Annotated in this window: 25 protein-coding genes; 12 read left to right on the forward strand and 13 right to left on the reverse strand. The window is 67.6% G+C overall.

Features of this window, described 5'->3' with window-relative positions:
- Positions 1-2 precede the first annotated feature (2 nt).
- Genes GVN21_RS06770 through GVN21_RS06780 form a run of 3 tightly spaced genes read left to right on the forward strand, consistent with a single transcriptional unit; the run spans position 3 to position 1437 of the window.
- Complete coding sequence (locus GVN21_RS06770; RefSeq protein WP_166573957.1) at positions 3-353, forward strand: hypothetical protein; 351 nt, start codon at positions 3-5, stop codon at positions 351-353.
- Complete coding sequence (locus GVN21_RS06775) at positions 353-952, forward strand: response regulator (protein WP_346764225.1); 600 nt, start codon at positions 353-355, stop codon at positions 950-952. Before GVN21_RS06770 ends, GVN21_RS06775 begins: the two co-directional genes overlap by 1 nt.
- Positions 949-1437 (forward strand): hypothetical protein, encoded by a 489-nt coding sequence (locus GVN21_RS06780; RefSeq protein ID WP_166573959.1) that lies wholly within the window; start codon positions 949-951, stop codon positions 1435-1437. The genes GVN21_RS06775 and GVN21_RS06780 overlap by 4 nt, the downstream gene beginning before the upstream one ends.
- Here GVN21_RS06780 and GVN21_RS06785 read toward each other — a convergent pair.
- Together GVN21_RS06785 and GVN21_RS06790 are read right to left on the reverse strand one after the other, a co-directional pair.
- Positions 1434-2138, reverse strand: a complete 705-nt coding sequence (locus GVN21_RS06785) for a glutathione S-transferase N-terminal domain-containing protein (RefSeq protein WP_166573960.1) — start codon at positions 2136-2138, stop codon at positions 1434-1436. The genes GVN21_RS06780 and GVN21_RS06785 overlap by 4 nt on opposite strands.
- Positions 2139-2369: 231 nt before the next feature.
- Positions 2370-3335 carry a sodium-dependent bicarbonate transport family permease gene (locus GVN21_RS06790; RefSeq protein ID WP_166573961.1) on the reverse strand — a complete coding sequence of 322 codons (966 nt, stop codon included), beginning with the start codon at positions 3333-3335 and terminating at the stop codon, positions 2370-2372.
- Between the two features lie 90 nt (positions 3336-3425).
- Between GVN21_RS06790 and GVN21_RS06795 the strand changes: the two genes are divergently transcribed.
- The 4 genes from GVN21_RS06795 to GVN21_RS06810 all read left to right on the forward strand — a co-directional run bounded on the left by GVN21_RS06795 (position 3426) and on the right by GVN21_RS06810 (position 6632).
- Positions 3426-4328 carry a LysR substrate-binding domain-containing protein gene (locus GVN21_RS06795; protein WP_166573962.1) on the forward strand — a complete coding sequence of 301 codons (903 nt, stop codon included), beginning with the start codon at positions 3426-3428 and terminating at the stop codon, positions 4326-4328.
- A gap of 203 nt (positions 4329-4531) precedes the next feature.
- Positions 4532-4717, forward strand: coding sequence for a hypothetical protein (locus tag GVN21_RS06800; RefSeq protein WP_166573963.1), 186 nt, complete (start codon positions 4532-4534; stop codon positions 4715-4717).
- Positions 4717-5709, forward strand: coding sequence for a TerC family protein (locus GVN21_RS06805; RefSeq protein WP_166573964.1), 993 nt, complete (start codon positions 4717-4719; stop codon positions 5707-5709). Before GVN21_RS06800 ends, GVN21_RS06805 begins: the two co-directional genes overlap by 1 nt.
- 89 nt (positions 5710-5798) lie before the next feature.
- Entirely contained in the window at positions 5799-6632 is an 834-nt protein-coding gene (locus GVN21_RS06810) for a MipA/OmpV family protein (protein WP_166573965.1), read from the forward strand.
- A 124-nt stretch (positions 6633-6756) separates the two neighbouring features.
- Here GVN21_RS06810 and pncA read toward each other — a convergent pair whose 3' ends face one another.
- From pncA to GVN21_RS06830, 4 genes are all read right to left on the reverse strand, one after another.
- Positions 6757-7395 carry a bifunctional nicotinamidase/pyrazinamidase gene (pncA, locus tag GVN21_RS06815; protein ID WP_166573966.1) on the reverse strand — a complete coding sequence of 213 codons (639 nt, stop codon included), beginning with the start codon at positions 7393-7395 and terminating at the stop codon, positions 6757-6759.
- A gap of 18 nt (positions 7396-7413) precedes the next feature.
- On the reverse strand, positions 7414-8739 hold the full coding sequence (locus tag GVN21_RS06820) for a nicotinate phosphoribosyltransferase (protein WP_166573967.1): 1326 nt from the start codon (positions 8737-8739) through the stop codon (positions 7414-7416).
- A gap of 126 nt (positions 8740-8865) precedes the next feature.
- The gene (locus tag GVN21_RS06825) at positions 8866-10083 is read right to left on the reverse strand and encodes an adenylosuccinate synthetase (protein ID WP_166573968.1); all 1218 of its coding nucleotides are present in this window, start codon (positions 10081-10083) and stop codon (positions 8866-8868) included.
- A gap of 10 nt (positions 10084-10093) precedes the next feature.
- Positions 10094-11014, reverse strand: coding sequence for a hypothetical protein (locus tag GVN21_RS06830; RefSeq protein WP_166573969.1), 921 nt, complete (start codon positions 11012-11014; stop codon positions 10094-10096).
- 114 nt (positions 11015-11128) lie between these two features.
- On the opposite strand from GVN21_RS06830, the gene GVN21_RS06835 reads away from it, so the two are divergent.
- The gene (locus GVN21_RS06835; RefSeq protein ID WP_166573970.1) at positions 11129-11809 is read left to right on the forward strand and encodes an NUDIX hydrolase; all 681 of its coding nucleotides are present in this window, start codon (positions 11129-11131) and stop codon (positions 11807-11809) included.
- A gap of 10 nt (positions 11810-11819) precedes the next feature.
- Here GVN21_RS06835 and guaA read toward each other — a convergent pair whose 3' ends face one another.
- The 3 genes from guaA to guaB are packed head-to-tail and all read right to left on the reverse strand — an operon-like array spanning position 11820 to position 16193.
- The gene (gene guaA / locus GVN21_RS06840; RefSeq protein WP_166573971.1) at positions 11820-13370 is read right to left on the reverse strand and encodes a glutamine-hydrolyzing GMP synthase; all 1551 of its coding nucleotides are present in this window, start codon (positions 13368-13370) and stop codon (positions 11820-11822) included.
- Positions 13367-14710 carry an RsmB/NOP family class I SAM-dependent RNA methyltransferase gene (locus GVN21_RS06845; protein ID WP_166573972.1) on the reverse strand — a complete coding sequence of 448 codons (1344 nt, stop codon included), beginning with the start codon at positions 14708-14710 and terminating at the stop codon, positions 13367-13369. Before GVN21_RS06845 ends, guaA begins: the two co-directional genes overlap by 4 nt.
- A 19-nt stretch (positions 14711-14729) precedes the next feature.
- A complete protein-coding gene (gene guaB / locus GVN21_RS06850) occupies positions 14730-16193 on the reverse strand; it encodes an IMP dehydrogenase (protein WP_166573973.1) in 1464 nt (487 codons plus the stop codon).
- Between the two features lie 159 nt (positions 16194-16352).
- Here guaB and GVN21_RS06855 point away from each other — a divergent pair, with 159 nt between their 5' ends.
- Entirely contained in the window at positions 16353-16808 is a 456-nt protein-coding gene (locus GVN21_RS06855; protein WP_166573974.1) for a PA2169 family four-helix-bundle protein, read from the forward strand.
- 41 nt (positions 16809-16849) lie between these two features.
- Here GVN21_RS06855 and GVN21_RS06860 read toward each other — a convergent pair whose 3' ends face one another.
- Positions 16850-17557, reverse strand: coding sequence for an RlmE family RNA methyltransferase (locus GVN21_RS06860; protein ID WP_166573975.1), 708 nt, complete (start codon positions 17555-17557; stop codon positions 16850-16852).
- Positions 17554-18657, reverse strand: coding sequence for a Ppx/GppA phosphatase family protein (locus tag GVN21_RS06865; RefSeq protein ID WP_166573976.1), 1104 nt, complete (start codon positions 18655-18657; stop codon positions 17554-17556). The genes GVN21_RS06860 and GVN21_RS06865 overlap by 4 nt, the downstream gene beginning before the upstream one ends.
- A 157-nt stretch (positions 18658-18814) precedes the next feature.
- Between GVN21_RS06865 and hspQ the strand changes: the two genes are divergently transcribed.
- Both hspQ and phhA read left to right on the forward strand, forming a co-directional pair.
- Entirely contained in the window at positions 18815-19144 is a 330-nt protein-coding gene (gene hspQ / locus GVN21_RS06870; RefSeq protein ID WP_166573977.1) for a heat shock protein HspQ, read from the forward strand.
- A gap of 80 nt (positions 19145-19224) precedes the next feature.
- Positions 19225-20103, forward strand: a complete 879-nt coding sequence (gene phhA / locus GVN21_RS06875) for a phenylalanine 4-monooxygenase (protein ID WP_166573978.1) — start codon at positions 19225-19227, stop codon at positions 20101-20103.
- Here phhA and GVN21_RS06880 read toward each other — a convergent pair.
- On the reverse strand, positions 20064-21254 hold the full coding sequence (locus GVN21_RS06880; RefSeq protein ID WP_166573979.1) for an acyltransferase family protein: 1191 nt from the start codon (positions 21252-21254) through the stop codon (positions 20064-20066). The two genes, phhA and GVN21_RS06880, sit on opposite strands and share 40 nt — an antisense overlap.
- A gap of 113 nt (positions 21255-21367) precedes the next feature.
- Here GVN21_RS06880 and GVN21_RS21335 point away from each other — a divergent pair, with 113 nt between their 5' ends.
- Positions 21368-22192, forward strand: coding sequence for a LytTR family DNA-binding domain-containing protein (locus tag GVN21_RS21335; protein WP_166573980.1), 825 nt, complete (start codon positions 21368-21370; stop codon positions 22190-22192).
- Here GVN21_RS21335 and GVN21_RS06890 read toward each other — a convergent pair.
- A partial coding sequence (locus GVN21_RS06890; RefSeq protein ID WP_166573981.1) for an N-succinylarginine dihydrolase occupies positions 22189-23380 on the reverse strand: 1192 nt, incomplete at its 5' end. The genes GVN21_RS21335 and GVN21_RS06890 overlap by 4 nt on opposite strands.

Below are 23380 nucleotides of genomic sequence, written 5' to 3' on the forward strand. Positions count from 1 at the left end.
CCATGAGCCAGCCCCACGCCACCATCCCCCTGCCCGACCTGCTCACCCAGGTCGGCCGGGAGTTCGACGACCTGGCTCGCGAAGTCGAGCAGCTGCAGGAAACGCTGTCAGACGTCCTGCTGGGCGCCCGCCAGAACCCTGAATTGCTGCATCAGGCGCAGGCTCTGGACCACGTCTTCCAGCACATGGCCCAACTGGCCGTGATCGTCTCGCGCGCCGCCGACCAGGCTCCGGCCGAATGGCGGGTGCCTGCCGAACCGGTGCTGCGGGACGTCTCCCTGTCCGGCCTGGTCGGCCGGCTGACCGGAGCGCCGGTAGAGCCGGTCGCGGCCGGGGACATGGACCTGTTCTAGTGGCCCTCGACATCGAATCCCGGGCCCGGTTCAACCTCAAGAGCGCCACGATCTTGCTGGTCGAGACGCCCGGGGTGAATATGGACATCCTGTCCCAGATCCTGATGGGCTTCGGGGCCAAGGCGATGCACCGCTGCGACAGCGCAGTCGACGCCCGCACCACGATCGGCCGCACCGAGATGGACCTGATGGTGATCTCGCCATTCCTGGCCGACGAATGCGGCTATGAGCTGGTGCAGTGGATCCGCAGAGAAGCACCGGACCCCAACAAGTTCGCGCCGATCATCATGGTTTCGCCGCACACCGAGCAGTCCAAGGTCGCCCGCGCCCGGGACTGCGGCGCGCACTTCCTGGTCGCCAAGCCGCTTACGCCCGCGGTGATCCTGGAGCGGATCATCTGGGTCGCCCGCTCGCAGCGCCCCTTCGTTTCCTGCGACACCTATGTGGGGCCGGAGCGGCGCTTCAAATTCGAAGGGCCGCCGGCCACGGGCGGGCGGCGACGCGACGATCTGCCAGAGACCGTCGGCGAAGCCGTCGAACCCAACATGTCCCAAGACCAGATCGACGCCCTGATGGCGCCGCGCAAGGTAGCGATATGAGTGAAGTCCACTACTACCGGCCGAAGATGAAGCTGGCGAAGATGCTCCGCGAGCCGGGCGGCAAGACCGTGGCCGAGGCGGTCAGAGACGCCAATGCCGGGCTGGAAAGCATCAGCGCCGATTGCATGGACGAGGTCGACGCCTTCATCGGCCGCATTGAGGCGACCTTCGCCGCCCTGCCCGCCGACTTCGACGCCGAGGCCCTCCATGGCCTCTACAAGGCGGCCAACGGCCTGATCGGCCTGCCCGGCATCGTCGGCCTCTCGGAACTGGAAACCGCCGCCTACAGCCTGGCCGACCTGACGGATCGGATGATCGCCGCCGGCCGCTTCGAGCGCGAAGCGGCCCGCGTCCATGTCCAGGCCCTGCGCCTGCTACGCCGCCCCGACGCCCTGGGCGTCGCCGGCCTCGGCGAAGTTCTGGCTGGCCTGGCCCAGGTGCGCGACAAGTTCCGCGCAATGGACGTTCAAGCGGCCTCCGACTAACCCTTGCTGGGGATTAGCAGGCCACGCTGAACCGCGGGTCGCGCGAGTCCCCGCTCCAGCCAGGCCGGAACCGCCTTCAGGCTGTCGAAGTCGACGATCTCCCGCGCCTCGTAGAAGCCGATCAGGTTACGCACCCAGCCCAGGGTGGCGATATCGGCGATCGTGTAGTCCTCGCCCATCAGCCAGTCGCGCCCGGTCAGCCGCGTCTCCAGCACCCCCAGCAGTCGCTTGGCCTCGGCGACGTAGCGATCGCGCGGGCGCTTGTCCTCGTAGTCCTTGCCCGCGAACTTGTGGAAGAAGCCAAGCTGGCCGAACATCGGCCCGACGCCGCCCATCTGGAACATCAGCCACTGGATGGTCTCGTAACGCGCCGCCGGATCGGCGGGCAGGAACTGGCCCGTCTTCTCCGCCAGATAGATCAGGATCGCCCCGGACTCGAACAGCGCCAGCGGCTTGCCGCCTGGGCCGTCCGGATCGAGGGTCGCCGGAATCTTGCCGTTGGGGTTCAGCGACAGGAACTCCGGCGTCTTCTGGTCATCCGCGCCGAAGTCGACCAGGTGGGCCTCGTAGGGCAGGCCCGTCTCCTCCAGCATGATGGAGACCTTCACCCCGTTCGGCGTGTTCAGCGAATAGAGCTGGATGCGGTCGGAATGCCGGGCAGGCCAGCGGCGGGTGATCGGGAAGGCGGCGAGATCTTGCATCCAGGGCAGATGGGGTCGGCCGGCCAATTCTCAAGCTGAGCTGGAAGGGGTGTGCGCCTGGCTCCAGGGGCTGGGGGGAGGCAGAGCCAGGCGCACGGGAACCGACATCGTGAGCGGCATAGCGGCCTGCGTCACCAGAGGGGCCCGGTTCATTTATGGACATGGTGGCCGCCCCTCCCGTCGCCAAGAGGTCCCCACATGAGTTTCCGCAATCACCGCGATTGGGGCGGGCTATCCGGTGAGAAAGCGGGTCGCCATGGCATGGCAGAGCGGGATCCCGATCAGCAGGTTGAACGGGAAGGTCACGGCGAGCGGAACGGTCACATAGACGCCAGCGTCCGCCTGCGGCAGCGCCAGCCGCATGGCGGCCGGAACGGCGATGTAGGAGGCTGAGGCCGCCAGCACCATCAGCATGGCCGCTTCCGGCGCCGGCACCGCGAACAGGGCCGACAGCAGTCCCGCGACGAGGCCTCCGGACAGCGGGATGAGGACGCCGCTGGCCAACAGCGGCCCACCGATCCGCCGACCGCTGGTCAACGCGCGAGACGCCACCAGCCCCATGTCCAGCAGGAAGAGACAGAGCACGCCCGGGAACAGGTCCACGACGAACGGCGACAGCTTCGCCAGACCGGAGGCGCCGGTCGCCAGGCCGATCAGGAAGCTGCCCGCGAGAACCACCAGCGCCCCGTTGGTGAACACCTCATGCAGGCGCCCCTGGCCCCGCCCCTCTGTCTCTGTCGTCCCCCGCGCCAGCAGCAGGGCGACCAGGATGGCCGGCGCCTCCATCAGCGCCAGCACGGCGGCCATGTAGCCGCCGGCCGGGGAGCCCGCCTCCGCGAAGTAGGCGCCGGCCGCGGCGAAGGTCACCAGGGACACCGAACCATAGGCCGCCGCGAGGCCGGCCGCCGTCGCCTGATCCAGGCCGCACAGCCTGCGGACGGCCGGAAAGACGCAGAGCGGCAGCAGCACGCTCAGCCCCACCCCGAGCAGGGCGACCATGGCCATCTCCGCGTGAAATCCCTCCGCCCGGGCCGCCACCCCACCTTTGAAGCCGATGCAGAGCATCAGATAGAGCGCCAGGGTCTTGGACACCGCCTCGGGGATACTGAGGTCCGAGCGCACGAACCCGGCTCCCATTCCCAGCAGGAAGAACAGGATGGGTGGCGCAAGCAGGGTCGAGGCGAGATCTATGGACATGCGGAGCTCCGTGAACGCCGCGCCCCATAGAGGCGTCAGGTCGATGGCTGGGGTTGAAATGCGCCATGGCAACAATAAGATTTCTCAATCATGCCTGAACGTACCAAGCGAAACGTCAATCTTGACCTCGACCTCATCCGCACCTTCGTGGCGGTCGTCGAGGCGCACAGCTTCACCAAGGCCGGCCGGCGGCTAGGCCGCAGCCAGTCGGCGATCAGCCTGCAGATGCGGCGGCTGGAGGATCAGGTCGGGGCGGTCCTGCTGTCCCGCGATCCCCGCCATGTGGTGCTGACCGCGGCGGGAGAGGCCTTTCTCCCCCAGGCGCGCCGTCTATTGCGGCTGAATGACGAGATCCTTTCCGAGGTGCGCGGTGACGATATAGAGGGCGAGGTGCGGCTGGGCGCGCCGGAGGATTTCGCCACCGTCCACCTGCCGGAGATCCTCGGCGAGTTCGCGCGCCAGCATCCGAAGGTGGCGCTGACCGTCACCTGCGACCTGACCCTCCACCTCCTGGAGCGACTGCGGGAGGGCCAGCTCGACGTCGCCCTCGTCAAGCGCGAGCCCCTGGGTCCCGACCAGGGCATCCGTGTGTGGCGCGAACCGCTGGTCTGGGTCGGGGCGGACCGCAGCCTGCTCGACGGGAAGGCGGCGGCCCCGCTGATCCTGGCCCCCTCCCCCTGCGTCTACCGCAAGCGCGCCATCGCCGCCCTCGACACCGCCGGGCGGCCCTGGCGCTGCGCCTATACCAGCCCCTCCCTGGCCGGGCAGCACGCGGCGCTGCGGGCGGGCCTCGGCATCACCGTGCTGCCCCGGGACATGGCGCCAGCGGACTTAGCGATCCTGGGCGAGGGAGAGGGCCTGCCAGCGCTGCCGGACACCGAGATCGCCCTGCTGCGGGCCAGAACCGCGGTGCCGACGGCGGCCAATCGCCTGGCGGAATTCGTCCTGGCGGCCCTCGACCGCCGACATGCCATGACTTCGGACGCGCCGTAGCTTCCGGACGCCATGATTAGGTTTTCCAATCATGCCGTTCAGCAGTCATCATCCTGCGCCCCCTTGCGATTGAGGGGCGAGCCTACAAATCCAGCCCGCGGACCGGGCCCCTCTGGCGACTGATGTCGTGATGTCGGACCGCATCGGGAGCGCCCGATGCCGTCGGCCCGACTGCGTCGCGCTCCTTCATGAGGAGCAACGGAATGACACATCCTGCCAGACTGAATGGCCTGCGGGCCGAACTCAACCATATCGGCGCCGCGCTCGCCGGGCTTCGCGATCCTGAGAAGATGGAACGGCTTCGCCAACGCCGGGCGGAACTGCGCGAGGAACTGATCGCCCTGGAGATCGAACTGAGCGCCCAAGGCTGGCGACGGAGGGCCGGCTGATGGACATCCTGTTCCAGGATTTCCTTGGAAAACCGGCCTGGATGTGGGCCGGCTTCATCGTGCTGGTGCTTGCGCTGCTGGCCTTCGACCTCGGCGTGCTCCATCGCAAGACCCGCGAAATCCGCGTCGGCGAAAGCCTGGTGATGTCACTGGTCTACATCGCCCTGGGTCTGACCTTCGGCGGCTTCGTCTGGATGCAGCTGGGCCAGACGGCGGGCATCGAGTACCTCACCGGCTTCATCGTCGAGAAGAGCCTGGCGATCGACAACGTCTTCGTCATCGCCCTGATCTTCGGCTTCTTCGCCATTCCTCCGGCGCTGCAGCACCGGGTGCTGTTCTGGGGCATCCTCGGGGTGATCGTGCTACGCGCGATCATGATCGGTCTGGGCGCCACACTGGTCAGCGAGTTCTCCTGGGTCCTCTACCTCTTCGCCGCCTTCCTGGTGCTCACCGGGGTGAAGATGCTGTGGCTTGGGGACAAGGAGGTGGACCTCTCCAAGAACCCGGTGCTCAAGCTGGTGCGGCGGGTCATGCCGGTCTCCGACCAGCTGCACGGTACGCGCTTTTTCGCCAAGCTTCCGAATGGACCCGGCGGCGCCCTGGTCTGGACGGCGACACCGATGTTCCTGGCGCTGGTGCTGATCGAGATCGCCGACCTGATCTTCGCCGTCGACTCGGTCCCGGCCATCTTCGCGATCACTACCGACCCCTACATCGTCTACACCTCCAACATCTTCGCCATCCTGGGGCTGCGCGCCCTCTATTTCGCCCTGGCGGCCGTCCTCCATCGCTTCGCCTATCTCAAGCAGGCCCTGGCGGTGCTGCTGATCTTCATCGGCTCGAAGATCTTCCTCGCCGACCTGTTGGGCTGGGAGAAATTCCCGCCGGCGCTGTCACTGGGGGTCACCTTCGCCATCCTGGCGGCCGGCATCGGCTGGTCGCTGTGGCGAACCCGCAACGTCTCCGAGCGACCCTCCCTGGAAAGCTCGTGATACGGGACTAAGTCTCGACACAACGTCCTCGGGCGGCCAGCGTGGCCGTCCGGGGGCCCTTGTCGGTTGTCGTTTTTCTGGAGTTCACCATGCGTACCGCCCTCCTCGCCGCGGCCCTTGCCGTGGCCGCCCCCGGCTTCGCCCTGGCCGCCGACCCCCAGCCCCGGGATCAGCCCCAGGATCAGCCGGAGGGGTGGACCGTCACCGTAGGCGCCGCGGCCGTGGCCAGCCCCGTCTGGCAGGGCTCTGACGACACCGCCGTCTCGCTCTTCCCGGACCTGCGCGTCGGCTACAAAGACGTCTTCTTCGCCTCCCTGCCGGACGGCATCGGCTGGAACGCGATCAACTCGGACGGCTGGAAAGCCGGCCCGGTCGCCAAGATCCGCTTCGGCCGTGATGAGGAGGATGGCGGATCGCCCTTCCGCATCTCCGGCGACAGCGACGCCCTGATCGGCCTGGGCGATGTCGACGCGGCCGTCGAAGTCGGCGGGTTCGTCGAGAAGCGCTTGGGCGACCGCGAACAGTGGCGCGTTAAGGCCGAGGCCCGCCGTGGCTTCGGCGGCCACGAAGGCCTGCTGCTGGACGCCTCGGCCACCTACCAGGCCCGCTTCGGCTACACCCAGCTCAACGTCGGCCCCAAGCTGACCGTGGCCAGCGAAGACTACATGCAGACCTATTTCGGCATCGATCCGCTCCAGTCGGTGCGGTCCGGCCTGCCGACCTACCAGGCGGACGGCGGGCTGCTCTCCTATGGCGTCAGCGCCCAACTAATCCAGCCGCTCAACCGGCGCAGCGCCATCCTGGCCTTCGCCTCCTACGACCGCCTCGCCGACAACGCCGCGGACTCTCCCCTGGTGCGCCTGCGCGGCGACGAGAACCAGTTCACGGTCGGCATCGGCTATGGCCTGAGGTTCGGCTTCTAGGTCAGGGCAGCCGCCGGACTGGACCGACGGCGGGTCCAGCCGACGACACCCGGCGATTTTTCTCGCCCGCAGTCCGCGGCTTGTCGAAACCGACAGCGGTGAGGAGATCAGCGGCCCGAGGCCGCTACGCGGCTGTCGCCAGGGCGACACCTTGGGTGCGAAGCGCCAGCATCGCTGCATCCAGGGACCCGTTCATGTCGATGGCGCGCGCCGCGTCGGTCACCACCATTGCCTCAAAGCCCTCACTGACGGCGTCCTCGGCCGAGTAGCGGACGCAGAAGTCGAGGGCCAGGCCCACGAAGACGCATCGTGTCAGGCGCCGGTCCCGCAGATAGCCGGCCAGGCCCGTCGCGGTCGTCTTGTCGTTTTCAAAGAAGGCCGAGTAGGAGTCGACGGCGGGGTTGTAGCCCTTGCGAAGGATGACCTCCGCCCGGTCGACGAGGCCGCCGGACTTGATCAGCGGATGGAAGTCGGCCCCAGGGCTACCCTGCACGCAGTGATCAGGCCACAGAACCTGCTCGCCATAGGGCGCGGTCATCGTCGAGAAGGGCTCGGCGCCGTGCGTCGAGGCGAACGAGATCTGATTACGGGGGTGCCAGTCCTGGGTCAGCACCACATGGGCGAACCGCTCGGCGATGCGGTTGACCAGCGGCATGATCTCGTCACCGCCCGGCACGGCAAGCGCGCCGCCGGGACAGAAGTCGATCTGCGGATCGATGACGATCAGGACATCGCCGTCCGCGGGATTGTTCAGGTCGATCATGCGTGGATATCCTTCGGATCAGACCAGGACCGGGGCGCCGTGTACGCCTTCGACCCCGAACACCCGCCGGTAGCGGACGATCTCCTCCGCCGGACCGGAGGCCTTGTTGTAATTGTCGGATAGCTTGACCGCCGGCCTGCCGTTCGCGGTGGTCACCTTGCAGACCAGGGAAACCGGATCGAACAGGCCTTCGCCGCGTGGGTCGCACCCCCGAAAATCGTTGCTGGCGTTGGTGCCCCAGCCATAGGCCCTGCCGACACGACCATCGAAATGGGCGTGGATTTCGCCGATGTCCTCGCCGTGCGGCTCGAAGCCGGGAACGCGGACATCCAGGCCGTCGGAGAACAGCACAAAGCGGCTAGTCGGATCGACGCCGTGCCCCTGCAGCCAGTCGATGAGCTCTTCGCCCGCCTCCACCGGCGCCTTGGAGTCCGGCCGATACCCTCGCCAGTTCAGGGGCAGCCAGGTCGGCGCATCGCGCAGGAACTGGGTGGTGCCGAAGGTGTCCGGCAAGGCGACGAGCAGGTTGCCCGAATAGGCGCCCTGCCACTGTTTGCACAGCTCGTATTGGCTGGCCTTCAGCTCCTCGTCGGTATTGGCCAGCGCGGCCAGCACCATCGGCAGCTCATGGGCGTTGGTGCCCTTGGCGTCGAACCCGTGCTTCATCGCCAGATAGGCGTTGCTGGTGCCTACGAAGCGGTCGCCAAGGACCTGCGCCATCGCCAGCACCACCCACTCGTGCCAGAGAAACGAGTGGCGCCGCCGCGTCCCGAAGTCTGAGAGCGCCAGACCCTCGAGCCGCTTCAACTGCTTCAGCTTCGCCAGCAGCTTGGACTTGGCCCCGGCGTAGAGGAAATCCAGCTCCATCTCGCCACGCTGACGGTGCCCGGCCCGACTCTTCAACTCGCTGACGATCGACAGGGCGTGGATTTCCCACCAGGTCGTCGCCGCCCAGGAACCGGTGAAGGTAAGGACGTACTGTCCGTCCTCCTTGCGCAGGTCGTAGTCCGGCAGGCGCAGGGCGCGCAGGAAATCGATGAAGGCTGGCTGGAAGATGCGCTTCTGGCCGTAAAAGGTCGCCCCAGACAGCCAGATCAGCTCGTTCGGCCGAAAGCGCAGGCCGCGAACATGATCCAGCTGCGCGCGCAGTTCTTCTTCCGGAATGATGTCCGCCAGGCGGACCGAGCGCGTGCGGTTGGTCAGACCGAAGGTGACCTCCACATTCGGGAACCGCTCGTAAATGAACTGTCCCATCAGCAGCTTGTAGAAATCCGTGTCCAGCAGCGACCGCACGATGGGATCGATCTGGAAGCTTTGGTCGAAAGCCCGCTTGGCGAAGTCCATGAGGCGCGTCCTGCTAGGCCCGGTCGATCAACGCGACCATCGCCCGGATGAACGGCTGAGCGGTCGACAAAGACGGCGAGATCTGCGGTCTGGGCGGCACGTTGCGGAACTCCGGTGGTCACGCCGTCAAGCAACAGCGGGTTCGCGCAGACGAACCCCGACGCGATCGGGACCCCAACTCTCCGCCTTCAGCGGCAGACTTAGCCTCGTGCTGACGGTTCCGGCAAGCGCGTGGGCCGAATGCCGGGTCGTCCCGCCGGCCTCAACCAGCGGCGCGGGGCCGCGCGCCTGATCCAGGCAGGTCACCGCCAGACTGGCCCGGACCGCGACCGGTCCCGGGTCGGCCAGCCGCCGGTCGGCGGCGATCGCCCCTGCCAGGCGGTCGAGATCGAGCGGCGCATATCGGATGCGGCCCTGCCAGGGGTTGGGGGCATTGGTCGGATCGACGACGTCGAAGGCCTCCAGCCGTGCAGTAGCCCCAGGCAGCGGCCCAGCCCCGTGCCGGGTCGCATAGGCGCGGGTGATGTAGGTCGCCTCGATGGCGTCCAGGCCGGCTTCGCGAGCGATGGCCGTCATGTTGACCAGGCCGGTGTGTGACCGGGTCACGTGCGGAAAGACCCCGATGGCCTGATCCAGCAGCAATCCCTGCGCCCCTTCGAAGACAATCGGGCCCCTGTCGCCGAGGCCGCCGTCCGGCGACTGCCGCACCGTTTCGACAAAGCGCCGGCAGTCCTCGATGAACACCGCCAGCAGCCCATCGTCCGCCAACACCCGCGCCTCCTCCGCCGACAGGTCCACAACGCCCAGCGCCGCCAGCCGGCGCGGAACCCAATGGTCGCGGATCGCCCCGAGCCGGTCTTCAAGGCCCGCGCCCGCCAGGTCGGCCACTGTCAGCGCGAAGGCCGGATCCAACGCCCGTTCGATGGTCTCGCCAAAGCCCAGGCCACAGCTGCCGTGCCGACCGTCGCCGCGCGACCGCTCCACGGCTTGGTTGATCAGCATATCCCAGGGGGTCGTCACAAGGCCGCGGGCGTCGGCGCTGATCTCCACGCAACCGCCCTGCGCTGCCACCGCCTCCCGCTCGGCCTCCAGCAGCATCGGGTGATGCACGAAGAACCGCGACAGGTGGGTGGCGGCCCCGGCGAACGCGCCGGACCCGATGTGGTGGAAGACGTGACGCCGGCCATCGGCCAGCGCCACGGTATGGCCGGCCTGCGCCCCGCCGTTGGAGCGCACCACGACCGGGCGATCCTGGGCACCAGCCGCCAGGACGTCGACGAGGTGCCCCTTGCCCTCGTCTCCGTACCCTGCCCCGATGACGGCCTGGGCGACGCGCCTGCTCATCGCCCCCTCCCTAACCCAGCAGCCGGCGCAGCATGCCGCCTGCTCCGGGCGGGCGCCGCATGGTCTGCAGGGCCTTGGCCACCACGGCCGAGGCAGGCCCCGACCAGCTGCCGGCGACCGAGCCCAGATCGGCGCCTTCGGCGACCTGGATGGCCGACACCACCACCTCCGCCAGCCTGCGGTGATCGTCGAGGATCAGTAGGCGGCCCGGCAACAACGGCTTCCAGCTCCGCAGCACCCGCCCGAGATCGTGCCCAGCGTAGCCCTCCATCACCACCACGTGGAAGACATCGAAATTGCGCTGCGCCAGCGCCAGGCATTCCCGGGCGGACAGGCCGCGCTCGATGTCCTCGCCGAAGACGTCGATCATCTGGTCGCGGGTCATCCCGTCAAGGATAGGCTCGTCGCCGATGGTGAACAGATAGCCCCGCCGGCCCCGCCGAGCCATGCAGTCCACATCCGTGCGGAGTCCGGCGAAGGCGTGGGCGGCCGAGTAGGACTCCCCGCCATTGCCACCCCCGCCGCCCTCCAGCCACAGGCGCCGGACCTGGTCGGCAAGGCGGATGTCGGCCTCGAACTGGGTGACCTGAAGCGGGGCTATGTCGGTCTCCGCATCGCCCACGGCCATGACCATCACATGAGGATCGGGCACCGGCCTGCGCTCATAGATTTCGGTCGCCAGCGTGTTCAGTCCGCTGTTCATCAGTTCGTGGGCGATCAGCCCCATCGAACCGGTCACATCCGAGGCCAGGATGATCGGCGTGGACATCGGATTGTCTTCGCTGTCCCGCGACTCCCGGACCCCGATCAAGGCCGGATCGAACTCAGGGTCCATCCGGCGCGCCGTGAAAATCTGGTCGCGCGAGCGGCCGTGCACGTTGCGGCTGGCGTAATCGTCCCAAGCCGACCGGCTCCAACGTCCCGAGCCCATGTTCGTCTCTCCTCTGTCCGCCACCACGGTGGCTCCGATAGCCGAACCCTAGGATCGTCAAACTTTGTTGTAAAGTGTATTTTGCAACTAACTTAGAAGATGTCAGATTGGCGCATGCCTCAGACCGTCCATCCCGACCACAAACAGATCGTCACCGCCGACGTGGTGCTGCTCACCGTCGTAGAGGGGCGGCTGGCGGTCGGGCTGCTGACCCGGGAAAACGAACCGTTCGCCGGTCGCGGCGCGCTGATCGGCGGCTATGTCCATGCCGATAAGGACCGCGACACCGACGCGACCGCCGCCCGCGTGCTGCGCGACAAGACCGGCCTCGAGGGCTTCTTCATCGAACAGTTGGCCACCTTTTCGGGCCCAAAGCGCGATCCGCGCGGCTGGTCGATCTCCGTGGCCTACCTCGCCCTCACCCCGCTGCAGCGGCTGACCAATGTCCTGGGCGAGGCGAGCCGGGTGTCGCTGGTTCCGGTCGATCAGGCGCGGGATTTGCCCTTCGACCACGGTGAGATCCTGGCCGCAGCGGTCGGCCGGCTGCGGTCAAAGGGGGCCTATTCCACCCTGCCCGCCCGGCTGTTGCCCGAGGTCTTCACCCTTACCGAACTTCAGGCCACCTACCAGATCGCCCTCGGTGTCCCCCGCATCGACAAGAGTTCATTCCGCCGCAAGCTGAACGAACTGGCCCTGATCGAACCGGTCGAGGGACTCCGCGCCGAAACCGGCGGCCGTCAGGCCCAACTCTACCGGCTGCGCCAGGAAATCTCGGTGTTTGAGCGCCGCCTCTAACCCAGGCGCGCTATTCCCACTCGATGGTGCCGGGCGGTTTCGACGTCACGTCGTAGACGACCCGGTTGACCCCGCGCACCTCATTGATGATCCGGGTCGCGGTGCGGCCCAGAACTTCCCAGGGGAACTCAAAGAAGTCCGCCGTCATCCCGTCGGTCGAGGTCACCGCCCGCAGGGCCAGAACGTTCTCATAGGTGCGGGCATCGCCCATCACCCCGACCGTCTTGACCGGCAGCAGCACGGCGAACGCCTGCCAGATCTGGTCGTACAGCCCGGCCTTGCGGATCTCGTCGAGGTAGATGGCGTCGGCGTCCTGCAGCACCGCCACCTTCTCCGGCGTGATCTCGCCTGGAATGCGGATGGCCAAGCCCGGCCCCGGGAAGGGATGGCGGCCTACGAAATCCGGATGCAGGCCCAGCTCGACGCCCAGCACCCGCACCTCATCCTTGAACAGCTCCCGCAGCGGCTCGACCAGCTTCAGCTTCATGTAGTCGGGCAGGCCGCCGACGTTGTGGTGGCTCTTGATCACCGCGCTGGGCCCGCCCCGCGCCGAAACGCTCTCGACCACGTCGGGGTATAGGGTCCCCTGGGCCAGGAACTCGGCGCCCTCGATCTTGGCGCTCTCCTTGTCGAAGACGTCGATGAACAGCTTGCCGATGATCTTCCGCTTGGTCTCCGGATCGCTGACGCCGGCCAGCCCACCGAGGAATTCCTTTGATGCATCAACGTGGATCAGCGGAATGTTGTAGTGGTTCCTGAACAGTGAGACGACCTGGTCGCTCTCGCCCTTCCGCATCAGCCCGGTATCGACGTAGACACAGGTCAGCTGGTCGCCGATCGCCTCATGGATCAGCACCGCCGCCACCGAGCTGTCGACCCCGCCCGACAGGCCGCAGATCACCCGGCCCTTGCCGACCTGTTCGCGGATGCGGGCGATGGCCTCGTCCTTGAACCGCGCCATGGTCCAGTCGCCGCTCAAGCCGGCGATCCGGTGGATGAAGTTGGCCAGCAGGACCTTGCCGTTGGGGGTATGCACGACCTCCGGGTGGAACTGCACGCCATAGATCTTTCGGGCCTCGTCGCCGATCGCCGCGAACGGCGCCCCGTCGCTGACCGCGATGACCTCGAACCCTTCCGGGATGGCGGTGACGCGGTCGCCGTGGCTCATCCACACCGTCTCGCGGTGGCCCACCTCCCCGATGCCCTCGAACAGCGGGCTAGCCTTGCGGATCTCGATCTCGGCCCGGCCGAACTCGCGGTGATGCCCGCCCTCGACCTTGCCGCCCAGCTGGGCGCACAGGGTTTGCTCGCCATAGCAGATCCCCAGCAGCGGCACGCCGGCCTCGAACAGGGCCATGTCGGCGGCGGGGCTCTCGTCCTCTGTGGTGCTGGCCGGCCCGCCCGACAGGATGATCGCCGAAGGCTTCAGGCTCTCCAGCGCCGCCTTCGCCTTGTCGTAGGGATGGATCTCGCAATAGACCCCGCTCTCCCGGACCCGCCGCGCGATCAGCTGCGTAACCTGGCTGCCGAAGTCGACGATGAGAACGGACTGGTGGTTCATTTTTTGCGGTCCAATAGCGCTGCGAAGAAGCCGTCCGTGCCGGCCTTGCGGGGCGACAGCCGCAGGTAGCCCTGCGGCGTCGTGAAATCCGGAAAGAGGTCGATCTTGCTCAGCTTGAAGGCGCTGTTGCGGGCCAGGAAGGCCTCGACCTGTTGCTCGTTCTCCTCGGCGAAGAAGGAGCAGGTCACATAGACCATCCGCCCGCCGGGTTTGACGAATTCACTCGCTTGATCAAGCACCTTGCGCTGTTCGTTCAGACGCCGCTGTAACGTATCGGGCGTCAGCCGCCACTTGGCGTCCGGATGCCGTCGCCAGGTGCCAGAGCCGGTGCAGGGGGCATCGACGAACACCATGTCCATCGTCTCCTGCAGGCCGTTCAGCGGCTCCTTGTTGAGCGGCGTCCGCAGTTCCAGGTTGGTCACGCCGGCCCGCGTCGCCCGCGGGATGATGTCGGTCATCCGCCGCGCGTCGCTGTCGTAGGCGTAGATCTTGCCGGTGTTGCCCATCGCCGCCGCCAGGGCCAGGGTCTTGCCCCCGCCGCCGGCGCAATAGTCCAGCACTTGGCAACCCTTCACGTCGCCGGCCACCGCCGCCGCCATCTGACTGCCCAGGTCCTGCACCTCGAACCAGCCCATGGCGAAGGCGGGATGGATCTCCACCGCCGCCGCTCGCTCCGCCGCCGCCGGGGCCGGCACGCGCAACGCGTCGGGCAGCACGCCCGCCGGCTCGGCGCCCATGCCCTCCAGCGCCTTCAGCACCTCGTAGGCGTCGCTCTTCAGCCGATTGACCCGCAGATCCACCGGCGCGCGCTGGGCGAAGGCGATGCCTTCTTCGACCCGGTCCTTGCCGAAGGTGCGGGCCATGCTGGCCTCGATCCAGTCGGGATAGTCGCCGCGAACATCGGCCTTTGCTTTCGACAGATCGTACTTTGGACCGGTTGCTTCGGTCACCTCGCCGAGCTTGTCGACGGCGGCGTAGACAACCGGCGGCGCACCCGGGCTGCCAAGCCTGAAAAGAACCTCGAATTCGTCGCCTGACAGGGCGCCAGGTCCATGGGGATCGGCGCACGCCTCCAGGATTCGGTCGGGCTCCCATCCCCAAACCGCTCGAAGTGCCGCCAGTGCCCGGGCGCGATTGCTCTCCTCACCCATCATGAAGGCGAGCGACCGCTGCCGGCGCAGCACGTCCAGCGCCAGCCCCGACACCCAGGCCCGGTCCTTGGACCCGGCATAGCGCGCGCCGTCACTCCAGGTTTTCAGCGCCTGTCGAACCGGCTTGTGGCGCAGCTCGATGTCATCCAGCACCTGGATCGCCGCCGCGATGCGTCCGCCATCCCTCACTGGGTACCCTCACTCAACTTCAATTGGAGCCCTGGTAATTCGGGGCCTCCCTGGTGATCATCACGTCGTGCACATGGCTTTCGCGCAGGCCGGCGTTGGTGATGCGGATGAACCGCGCCCGCGCCTGCAGCTCGGGGATCGTCGGCGCCCCCACATAGCCCATGGCGGCGCGCAGCCCACCGACCATCTGGTGGATCACCGGCCCGATCGGCCCCTTGTAGGGCGTCTGGCCCTCGATGCCCTCGGGCACCAGCTTCTGGGCGTCGCTGACTTCCTTCTGGAAGTAGCGGTCGGCGCTGCCCCGGGCCATGGCGCCGAGCGAGCCCATGCCCCGGTAGCTCTTGTAGGACCGGCCCTGGTAGAGGAACACCTCGCCGGGGCTCTCGTCGGTGCCGGCGAACATCGAGCCCATCATGGCCGTCGAGGCGCCGACCGCGATGGCCTTTGCCAGGTCGCCGCTCGACTTGATCCCGCCGTCGGCGATCACCGGCACGCCGCTGTCGCGAGCGGCGCGGACTGCCTCCTCGATGGCGGTCAGCTGAGGCACGCCCACCCCGGCGACGATGCGCGTCGTACAGATCGAGCCAGGCCCGATCCCAACCTTCACCGCATCCGCCCCGGCGTCGATCAGCGCCTTGGCGCCTTCATAGGTGGCCACATTGCCGGCCACGATCTGCACCCGGTTGGTTTCACGCTTCAGCCGGCTGACCGCTTCGCTCACCTGAGCCGAATGGCCGTGGGCGGTGTCGATGATCACCACGTCCACGCCCGCCTCGACCAGGGCCATCGACCGCTCGAACCCGGCGTCGCCCACAGTCGAGGCGGCGCCGACGCGAAGGCGGCCCTTCTCGTCCTTGGCGGCCAGGGGATGGGCCTGGGCCTTCTCGATATCCTTGACGGTGATCAGTCCGACCGCACGGCCGGCCTCGTCCACGACGATCAGCCGCTCGATCTTGTGCTTGCGCAGCAGCGCGTGGGCCTGGGCCTGGGTCACCCCTTCCGGCACGGTGACCAGCCCCGCGGCGGTCATCAGACTGGAGGCCTTGCTCTTGGGATCGCTCTCGAACCGCATGTCGCGGTTGGTGAGAATTCCCACCAGCTTTCCGGTTTCCGGTTCAACCACCGGAAATCCCGAGATTTTCCGCCGCGCCTTGATCTCCAGGATCTCGGCCAGAGTGGTGCCCGGATGGATGGTCAGCGGGTTGATGACCATCCCGCTCTCATACCGCTTCACCTCGCGCACCTGGTCGGCCTGTTCATCGACCGTGAGGTTGCGATGCAGGATGCCCATGCCACCGGCCTGGGCCATGGCGATGGCCAGCCGGCTTTCGGTCACCGTATCCATGGCGGCCGACACCAAGGGGATGTTCAGCCCGATTTCACGCGTCAATCTGGTTTCGGTCGAAACCTGGGTCGGCATTACTTCCGACGCACCGGGTTCAAGCAAAACATCGTCGAAGGTGAGCCCTTCGCGAATCTCCATGAGACTCTCCGTTTTGCGGGCCGCGTATGTGTCAGCCGGGGGCGGGTGTCAACCGCGGCCTTGTGACATCGCCTCCGGACGGCCTGCCCTTCGTGCAATCGGAACAGGCGGCGGGCTCAGGGGTTTTGTCGGCTCATCGCAGTAACGGAGCGTTTCCCCATGGACACCAACAACGACCACGCCGTGAAGGTCCTCAACGGCCTCATCGAAACCACCCTCGACAGCGCCAACGGCTACAAGGAAGCGGCCGAGAACGTCGAGAGCCAGGAATATCGCGCCATGTTCAACGAGCGGGCCGCCAAACGGATGGACCTGACGCGCCGCCTGCAGCAGGAGGTGCGCAGCTTCGGCGGCGAGCCCGAGGACGATCAGTCGATCATGGGCAAGCTCCACAACAAGTTCGTGGACCTGAAGACCGCCCTCACCGGCGGGCCGAACGACAAGGGCGTGATCAACGAAGTCGAGCGTGGCGAAGACGTGATCAAGGCCAAGTACGAGCACGCCTGCCGGGACGAAGAGCTTCCGAGCACCGTGAAGGGCCTGGTCACCGAGGCCTACAGCTCGGTCAAGGCTGACCATGACGAGATCAGCCGCATCAAGCACGCGCTGAACTGATCAGTCCGATTGAGGAGAAAGGCGCCCGGCCCGGGCGCCTTTCAACCTTTGAAGCCGGTCGCCGCCAGGAACACTTCCGAACTGTCGGTCCGGCTCGCCTTTGGCTTGATGTGCTGAACCTTGTCAAAGCGCTTCTTCAGCCTGGCGATGACCTCAGCGGTCTCGCCGCCTTGGAACGCCTTGGCCACAAACGACCCGCCGGGCTTGAGCACCGAAATCGCGAAGTCTGCGGCCAGTTCGATCAGCCCGACGATACGCAAGTGGTCGGTCTCCCGGTGGCCCACGGTGTTGGGCGCCATGTCCGACAGCACGATGTCCGGTTGGCCGCCTAGCAGCTCCATGAGCTTCGGGCCGCATGCCGGGTCGGTAAAATCCATCTGGATGATCTCGGCCGGCGACAGCGGATCGACATGCAGCAGGTCGACGCCGACCACCCTGCCCGCTCCGCGCTCCAGCGCCACCTGAATCCAGCCGCCAGGCGCGCAGCCGAGGTCAATGACCTTCACGCCTTTCTTCAGAATATGCAGCCGGTCATCAATGCCGCTCAACTTGAAGGCCGCCCGGCTGCGATAGCCCTTGGCCCGCGCCTCGGCGGCGAACGGGTCGTTGATCTGCCGCTCCAGCCAGGCCTGCTGGCTGGGCGTGCGCTTGTAGGCGGTCTTCAGTCGCGCCGGCTTGTGGCGCCCGGCCTCCAGCCCGCCGGAGGGTGGGCGCACCATACGGCGTTTGGGGGGCTCTTCATCACTCATGCGGCTGCTTCTACAGCCCGCCGGCCCCGACCGCCACGTCGGCGGCGCCGGGGCCGCTGTTCGCTCATCAGGCTGAGCAGGATGCCCTCGCGCAGGCCCCGGTCGGCGACCCGCACCCGCGAGCAGGGCCACAGCTCCTGCACCGCCTGCAGGATCGCCGCCCCGGCCAGAACCAGGTCGGCCCGGTCGGGCCCGATACAGGCCAGCTGACCGCGCTCGGCGCGGGTCAGCTGGATCAGCCGGTCCGCCGCCACTTCGCACTCGGCCCGCGTCATCCACATGCCGTCCACCCGGTTACGGTCATAGCGCGGCAGGTTGAGGTGCAGCCCCGCCAGGCTGGTAATAGCCCCGGACGTGCCGACCATATGCGCCCGGTCGCCGACGAATACCTCGCGCAGCGGCTCGGCGTGGGGGAAGGCGGCGATCTTCTCCTTCACCGCCTCGACCATCCCCCGGAACCAGGCCTCCGACGCACGCTCCCCCTCCGGGAACCGCTCGGCCAGGGTGACCACCCCGATCGGCACCGACAGCCAGGCCTTGATCGGCAGCTTCCAGGGCGCGAACTCCCGGGGCCGGGAGTCGAGCCCGTCGCCCTTCAGGTCGACCCAGGAAAGCTCGGTCGAACCGCCGCCGACATCGACCACCAGCGCCGCCTCGGCCTGGCGGTCCAGCAGGTTGACGCAGCCGGCGACCGAAAGGTGCGCCTCTTCCTTCGGGGTGATGATCTGCAGCTTCAGGCCGGTTTCGTCTGCCACGCGCTGGATAAATGCCGGGCCATTCTCGGCCCCTCGGCAGGCCTGGGTGGCGATGGCCCGGAACTTCACGCACCGCCGCCGCCGCACCTTCTCGGCGCAGACGGTCAAGGCGGCCATGGCTCGCTCCATGGCAGCGTCGGACAGCCGCCCCGTCTGGGTTAGCCCCTCCCCCAGCCTCACGATTCGCGAATAGGCCTCGACCACCCGAAAGCCGCCGGGCGTCGGCGTCGCCACCAGCAGGCGGCAATTGTTCGTGCCCAGGTCGAGCGCCGCATAACACGGCGGCCCGGCCGACCCGCGCCGAGCCTCATCAGGCTCGCGCCGGGCGCTTGGCGCCTCCGACATGGTTGTCACCTGTCTGCGCGGACGCCGTGGATCGGCGCCCGGTTTCCCGGCGACCTTAGACCACAGGTCCGCGGTCCGAAAGGCAGAGACTTGTCAGACGGCGGCTGATGACTACGTTCAGGATTCAGTCAGGCGGGAGGCGTAAACTATGGTCATTATGAACACTCAGCTCGCCAAATTCGCCATTGGCCAGGTGGTCCGGCACCGGATCTTCCCGTTCCGCGGAGTGATCTTCGACGTGGACCCCACCTTCGCCAACACCGAGGAATGGTGGAATTCCATTCCCGAGAACATCCGGCCCCGCAAGGACCAGCCGTTCTACCACCTATTGGCCGAGAACGATCAGAACACCTACGTCGCCTACGTCTCCGAGCAGAACCTGCTCCCCGACGACAGCGGCGAGCCGGTGGGCCATCCCCACACCGCGCTGATCTTCGACGGCTTCGAGGACGGCCACTACAACATGCGGCCCCGCGTCGCGCACTGACGCAACTTCATTCCGCCGGACCGGCCAAAGCCGGGCAAATCCGGCGGAACTTTCCGCGCGGCGCGACGTAAGCTTCCCCTATGAGCGCAGACGGCTTTACCGCCGCGCCGCCCCCGGGCGCGCGCGAGGACTGGACCATCGACCAGGGCTGGGCGGACTACACGCCCGAGGAGCACGCGACTTGGGACATTCTGTATGAACGCCAAGCCGCGCTACTGCCCGGCTACGCCTGCGATGAGTTCCTTCACGGGCTCGATGCGCTGAACTTGCATCGCGGCGGCATTCCCAACTTCGACGAGATCAATCCGGAGCTGAAGCGCCTCACCGGCTGGACCGTGGTGGCCGTTCCCGGCCTGGTCCCGGACGAGGTGTTCTTCGACCATTTGGCCAACCGCCGCTTCCCGGCCGGCCAGTTCATCCGCAAGCGGGATCAGCTCGACTACCTGCAGGAACCCGACATCTTCCACGATGTCTTCGGCCATGTGCCGATGCTGACCGACCCGGTTTTCGCCGACTACATGGAGGCTTACGGCAAGGGCGGCCAGCGGGCGCAAGGCCTGGGCCGGCTGCAGAATCTGGCCCGTCTCTACTGGTACACGGTGGAGTTCGGGCTGCTGGAAACCCCGAAGGGCCTGCGCATCTACGGCGCCGGCATCGTCTCCAGCCGCACCGAGTCGATCTTCGCCCTCGACGATCCCTCGCCCAACCGCCTGGGCTTCGACCTGGTCCGCACCATGCGCACCCCCTATCGAATCGACGATTTCCAGCAGGTCTATTTCGTCATCCCCAGTCTCCAGGCCCTGCTCGACGCCACCCTGCAGGACTTCGCCCCGATCTATGCCGCCCTGGAGACGGCCAGCGACGTGCCTATCGACGCGATACTCGCCGAGGACCGCGTCTTCACGGCGGGGACCCAGGCCTATGCTGCCGGTGGCGGCAGGCTGGCCACGGCCGACTGAGACTTCAGCCCGAACAGCGGCCGCAGGAACCCGACGCGGCTGACGATCAGATAGGTCAGCAGGCATCCGGCCGCGGTGATCCCGATCAGGACCAGCGCCTCCAGGCCCTGGGGCATCCCCAGTTTCGCCAGATGATGGCCGGCGACCACGATGATCGTCTGATGGACGATGTAGAAGGGGAACACCGCCAGGGTCAGCCAAGTCAGCACCGGCCCGCCTCGCACGACATGCCGCGCCCCGAACCCCAGCACCGCAACGATGGCGGTCCACTGGTTGACCGCATAGACCGCCCGCATCGCCTGGCGCAGCGCCTCGGGGGCAATGGCGTCATCCGCCCTCCACAGCCAGGCGTAGGTCGCCCAGCCCGCCCAGCTTAGCAGGGCCAGGATCAACGCAGGCCAGCGCAGGCTGATGAACGCCTGCTTCAGCCGCTCGGAACGCGCCATCAGGTAGCCGAACAGGAAGGCGCTGAACGACAGGGCGTGGTTGTACCAGTCGTCGACCAGGGCATGGGTGATCTCGAACAGCGGCAGCAGGCTGATGCGGACTGCCGCCAGGAAGAGGATCGGCGCCAGCAGCAGCCCCCAGGCCGGCAGGCGCTCGAGCGCCCTCTCCATCGCCTTCAACACCCTGGGCGCCAGGGCGATGATCGCCGCCAACAGCAGGGTGTAGACCAACAGGTAGGCGACGAACCACATGTGGTTCCAGGTGGGGGTGATCAGGCAGTCGTCGGCGTCGCACCAGCCGCCCGAGGCCGTCAGGTACTTCCCCCAGAAGGTCAGGTAGTCGTCCACGAAGCCCGGCCCCTGCTCCACGAGTTCGTAGTAGCTCTGCGGCGGCACGATCAGCACCATCGCCAGGATCAGCGGCGGCAGCAGTCGCCAGGTCCGCATGCCGGCCAGCGAGCCGGCGCTCATCTTGTCGGCCATGAACCGCGTCGCCGCCCCGCTGACCAGGAACAGCAGGGTCAGTCGCCAGGGGTTGGTCAGCTGCATCACCGGTTCCAGCCATTCCACCGGCCGAGGGGTCTTCACGTGCCAGTCCCAGGGCACGTAGAACATGCCGACGTGGTAGAGGATCAACAGGCCGAACGCCGCGACCCGGATCCAGTCCAGGTCGTGTCGGCGCTGAAGGGGGATGTCGGTATTCACGGAATGGCTCCAGTCCAGCGGAAGGTCGGCGGACAGGGATGGCGCCTCGCCTCCCCGCGCCGAAAGGCCGTCGGGCCGTCCGGCGCCTTGGCGGTGACCAGCGGGAGCGGCCTGTGACGAGCGGCGCCGCAAGAGGGACGAACGGAGCGGAGCGCCGCGCCTTCTGGATCTGCATGGCCGGCGCGGTGTTGTTCATCGCCGCGATCAACGTCGTCAACGCGCTCAGCTGGATGCAGGAGGAGCCCGACGTCGCCCCCTGGGTGGTCTGGGTCACCGAGTGCAGCAGCAGCCTTGTTTCCGTCGCGCTGATCTGGATTCCCTGGCTGGTCCTGGTCCGCCTGCCGCTGGACCGGCCACCGCTTTGGCGCACCTTGGCCATTCATGCGGCGGTGCTGGTCGCCTTCTCGGCGGTTCGGGTGACCGGCTTCATGTCCCTGCGGGTGGTCATCTTCGAGGCGCTTGGACGGCCCTATGAGATCGGCTCCTGGCTGGACCGGTACGTCTATGAACTGCGCAAGGATGCGGTCTACTATACCATGGTGATGGTCTGCTTCTGGCTGGTGCGGGAGCGGATTCTCGGCCGCTCAACGCCGGCGGCTTCCAAGGCCGAACCCGCCACCTTCGACATCCGCGACGGCGCCAAGCTGGTCCGCGCCGCCGTCAGCGACATCCTCGCCGTCTCCTCGGCCGGCAACTATGCCGAGTTCCACCTGGCCGACGGCCGCAAGCCGCTGATGCGCGCCTCCCTGGCCAGCCTGGAGACCAAGCTCGCCCAGCACGGCTTTGTCCGCACCCACCGCTCCTGGCTGGTCAACGCCGCCCGCGTCACCGAACTCAAGCACGAGGGCAGCGGCGACTACGCGGTCACCCTGGGCGGCGTGGTCGCCCCCCTCTCCCGCCGCTTCCCGGACGCCCTGGCCCGCCTGCGCGGCGGCTAGCGCTGGAAGGGATAGAAGCCCGAGCCCAGCCCCAGGATCTGGGTCAGCTCGTCCAGCGCTGTCCGGCTCTCGACCAGCAGCGACGGATCGGCCAGGTCGGCCGGCAGCAGCCGGTCGCGATACCGCGCCCCGGCCCAGGCCTCGAGCCGCTTCTGCAGCGCCGGATCGAACCGCTGGCCAGGATTAGTCGCCGCCAGTTCCTCGTCGGTCAGGACCACCCGCAGCCGCAGGCAGGCCGGCCCGCCGCCGTTGCGCATTGACTGGCGGACATCGACATACGCCACCCGCCCGATCGGCCCGTTGGACGAGACCAGCCCATCCGCCACCGCCCTGGCCGACGGCGTCTCCGCCACCTCCATCGGCGCGATCAGGGTCAGCCGGCCATCCCCCGGCAAGGCGACCAGCATCGAGTTGAACAGATAGCTCCGCACCGCCTCGCCCAGCGGCAGGTCAGCCTCGGCCACCTCTACGAATTGCGGCTCAAAGCCCGCCGCCGCGCGCACATCCGCTTCCATCGCGGCCCGGTCCTCGAACGCCGCCTCATGGAAGAACAGGCAGGTTCGCGCGCCCACGCAGACCACGTCGTTGTGGAACACCCCCGCCTCGATGGCCCGCCGCGCCTGCCGGGCGAACACCGCGCCGCCCGCGCCATGCCGCCGTTGCACCGCCTCGAACGCCTGCAGCGTCTGCCGCGCCGGGAAGCGCCCGCTCCAGCCCTCCCAGGCGTCGCGCCCCCAGACGAACAGGTTGACCCCCGGCTCCCCATGCTCGGCGCAGAGCCGCACATGGTTGGCCGCGCCCTCGTCGGCGAAATGCCCCTGCGCCGGCAGCGGATCATGCACCGCGAACCGCGCCTCGTCCGGAAACAGCGCCCGCAACGCCCGCGTCGTCTGTTCCCCCTCCAGGCTGCGGTGCAGGTTGGTCAACAGGTTGGCCGGGGTGAAATGCACCCGCCCGTCGGCCGCGTCGGCGCTCGGCGTCACCGTGGCGGCGTTGGCCGCCCACATCGGGCTGGCCGAACAGGCGGTGTTCAGCAGCTCCGGCGCGTTGCGCCCCGCCGCCTCGATCACCGCCGCGTCCGAGCCGCCAAAGCCTAGGCGCCGCAGGAACCCCACATCCGGCCGCTCATGCGGCGGCAACACGAACTGCGGCAGGCCCAGGTCGTGCAACAGCCGCATCTTGGCCAGC

This window comes from Caulobacter sp. SLTY (assembly GCF_009905535.1).
GTDB lineage: Bacteria > Pseudomonadota > Alphaproteobacteria > Caulobacterales > Caulobacteraceae > Caulobacter.

Bases quoted from the DNA above. Each gene is read 5' to 3' on its own strand.
- GVN21_RS06770 (WP_166573957.1), top strand. From the start codon at position 3: ATGAGCCAGCCCCACGCCACCATCCCCCTGCCCGACCTGCTCACCCAG.
- GVN21_RS06780 (WP_166573959.1), top strand. From the start codon at position 949: ATGAGTGAAGTCCACTACTACCGGCCGAAGATGAAGCTGGCGAAGATG.
- GVN21_RS06785 (WP_166573960.1), bottom strand. From the start codon at position 2,138: ATGCAAGATCTCGCCGCCTTCCCGATCACCCGCCGCTGGCCTGCCCGG.
- GVN21_RS06790 (WP_166573961.1), bottom strand. From the start codon at position 3,335: ATGTCCATAGATCTCGCCTCGACCCTGCTTGCGCCACCCATCCTGTTC.
- GVN21_RS06795 (WP_166573962.1), top strand. From the start codon at position 3,426: ATGCCTGAACGTACCAAGCGAAACGTCAATCTTGACCTCGACCTCATC.
- GVN21_RS06800 (WP_166573963.1), top strand. From the start codon at position 4,532: ATGACACATCCTGCCAGACTGAATGGCCTGCGGGCCGAACTCAACCAT.
- GVN21_RS06805 (WP_166573964.1), top strand. From the start codon at position 4,717: ATGGACATCCTGTTCCAGGATTTCCTTGGAAAACCGGCCTGGATGTGG.
- GVN21_RS06810 (WP_166573965.1), top strand. From the start codon at position 5,799: ATGCGTACCGCCCTCCTCGCCGCGGCCCTTGCCGTGGCCGCCCCCGGC.
- pncA (WP_166573966.1), bottom strand. From the start codon at position 7,395: ATGATCGACCTGAACAATCCCGCGGACGGCGATGTCCTGATCGTCATC.
- GVN21_RS06820 (WP_166573967.1), bottom strand. From the start codon at position 8,739: ATGGACTTCGCCAAGCGGGCTTTCGACCAAAGCTTCCAGATCGATCCC.
- GVN21_RS06825 (WP_166573968.1), bottom strand. From the start codon at position 10,083: ATGAGCAGGCGCGTCGCCCAGGCCGTCATCGGGGCAGGGTACGGAGAC.
- GVN21_RS06830 (WP_166573969.1), bottom strand. From the start codon at position 11,014: ATGGGCTCGGGACGTTGGAGCCGGTCGGCTTGGGACGATTACGCCAGC.
- GVN21_RS06835 (WP_166573970.1), top strand. From the start codon at position 11,129: ATGCCTCAGACCGTCCATCCCGACCACAAACAGATCGTCACCGCCGAC.
- guaA (WP_166573971.1), bottom strand. From the start codon at position 13,370: ATGAACCACCAGTCCGTTCTCATCGTCGACTTCGGCAGCCAGGTTACG.
- guaB (WP_166573973.1), bottom strand. From the start codon at position 16,193: ATGGAGATTCGCGAAGGGCTCACCTTCGACGATGTTTTGCTTGAACCC.
- GVN21_RS06855 (WP_166573974.1), top strand. From the start codon at position 16,353: ATGGACACCAACAACGACCACGCCGTGAAGGTCCTCAACGGCCTCATC.
- GVN21_RS06860 (WP_166573975.1), bottom strand. From the start codon at position 17,557: ATGAGTGATGAAGAGCCCCCCAAACGCCGTATGGTGCGCCCACCCTCC.
- GVN21_RS06865 (WP_166573976.1), bottom strand. From the start codon at position 18,657: ATGTCGGAGGCGCCAAGCGCCCGGCGCGAGCCTGATGAGGCTCGGCGC.
- hspQ (WP_166573977.1), top strand. From the start codon at position 18,815: ATGAACACTCAGCTCGCCAAATTCGCCATTGGCCAGGTGGTCCGGCAC.
- phhA (WP_166573978.1), top strand. From the start codon at position 19,225: ATGAGCGCAGACGGCTTTACCGCCGCGCCGCCCCCGGGCGCGCGCGAG.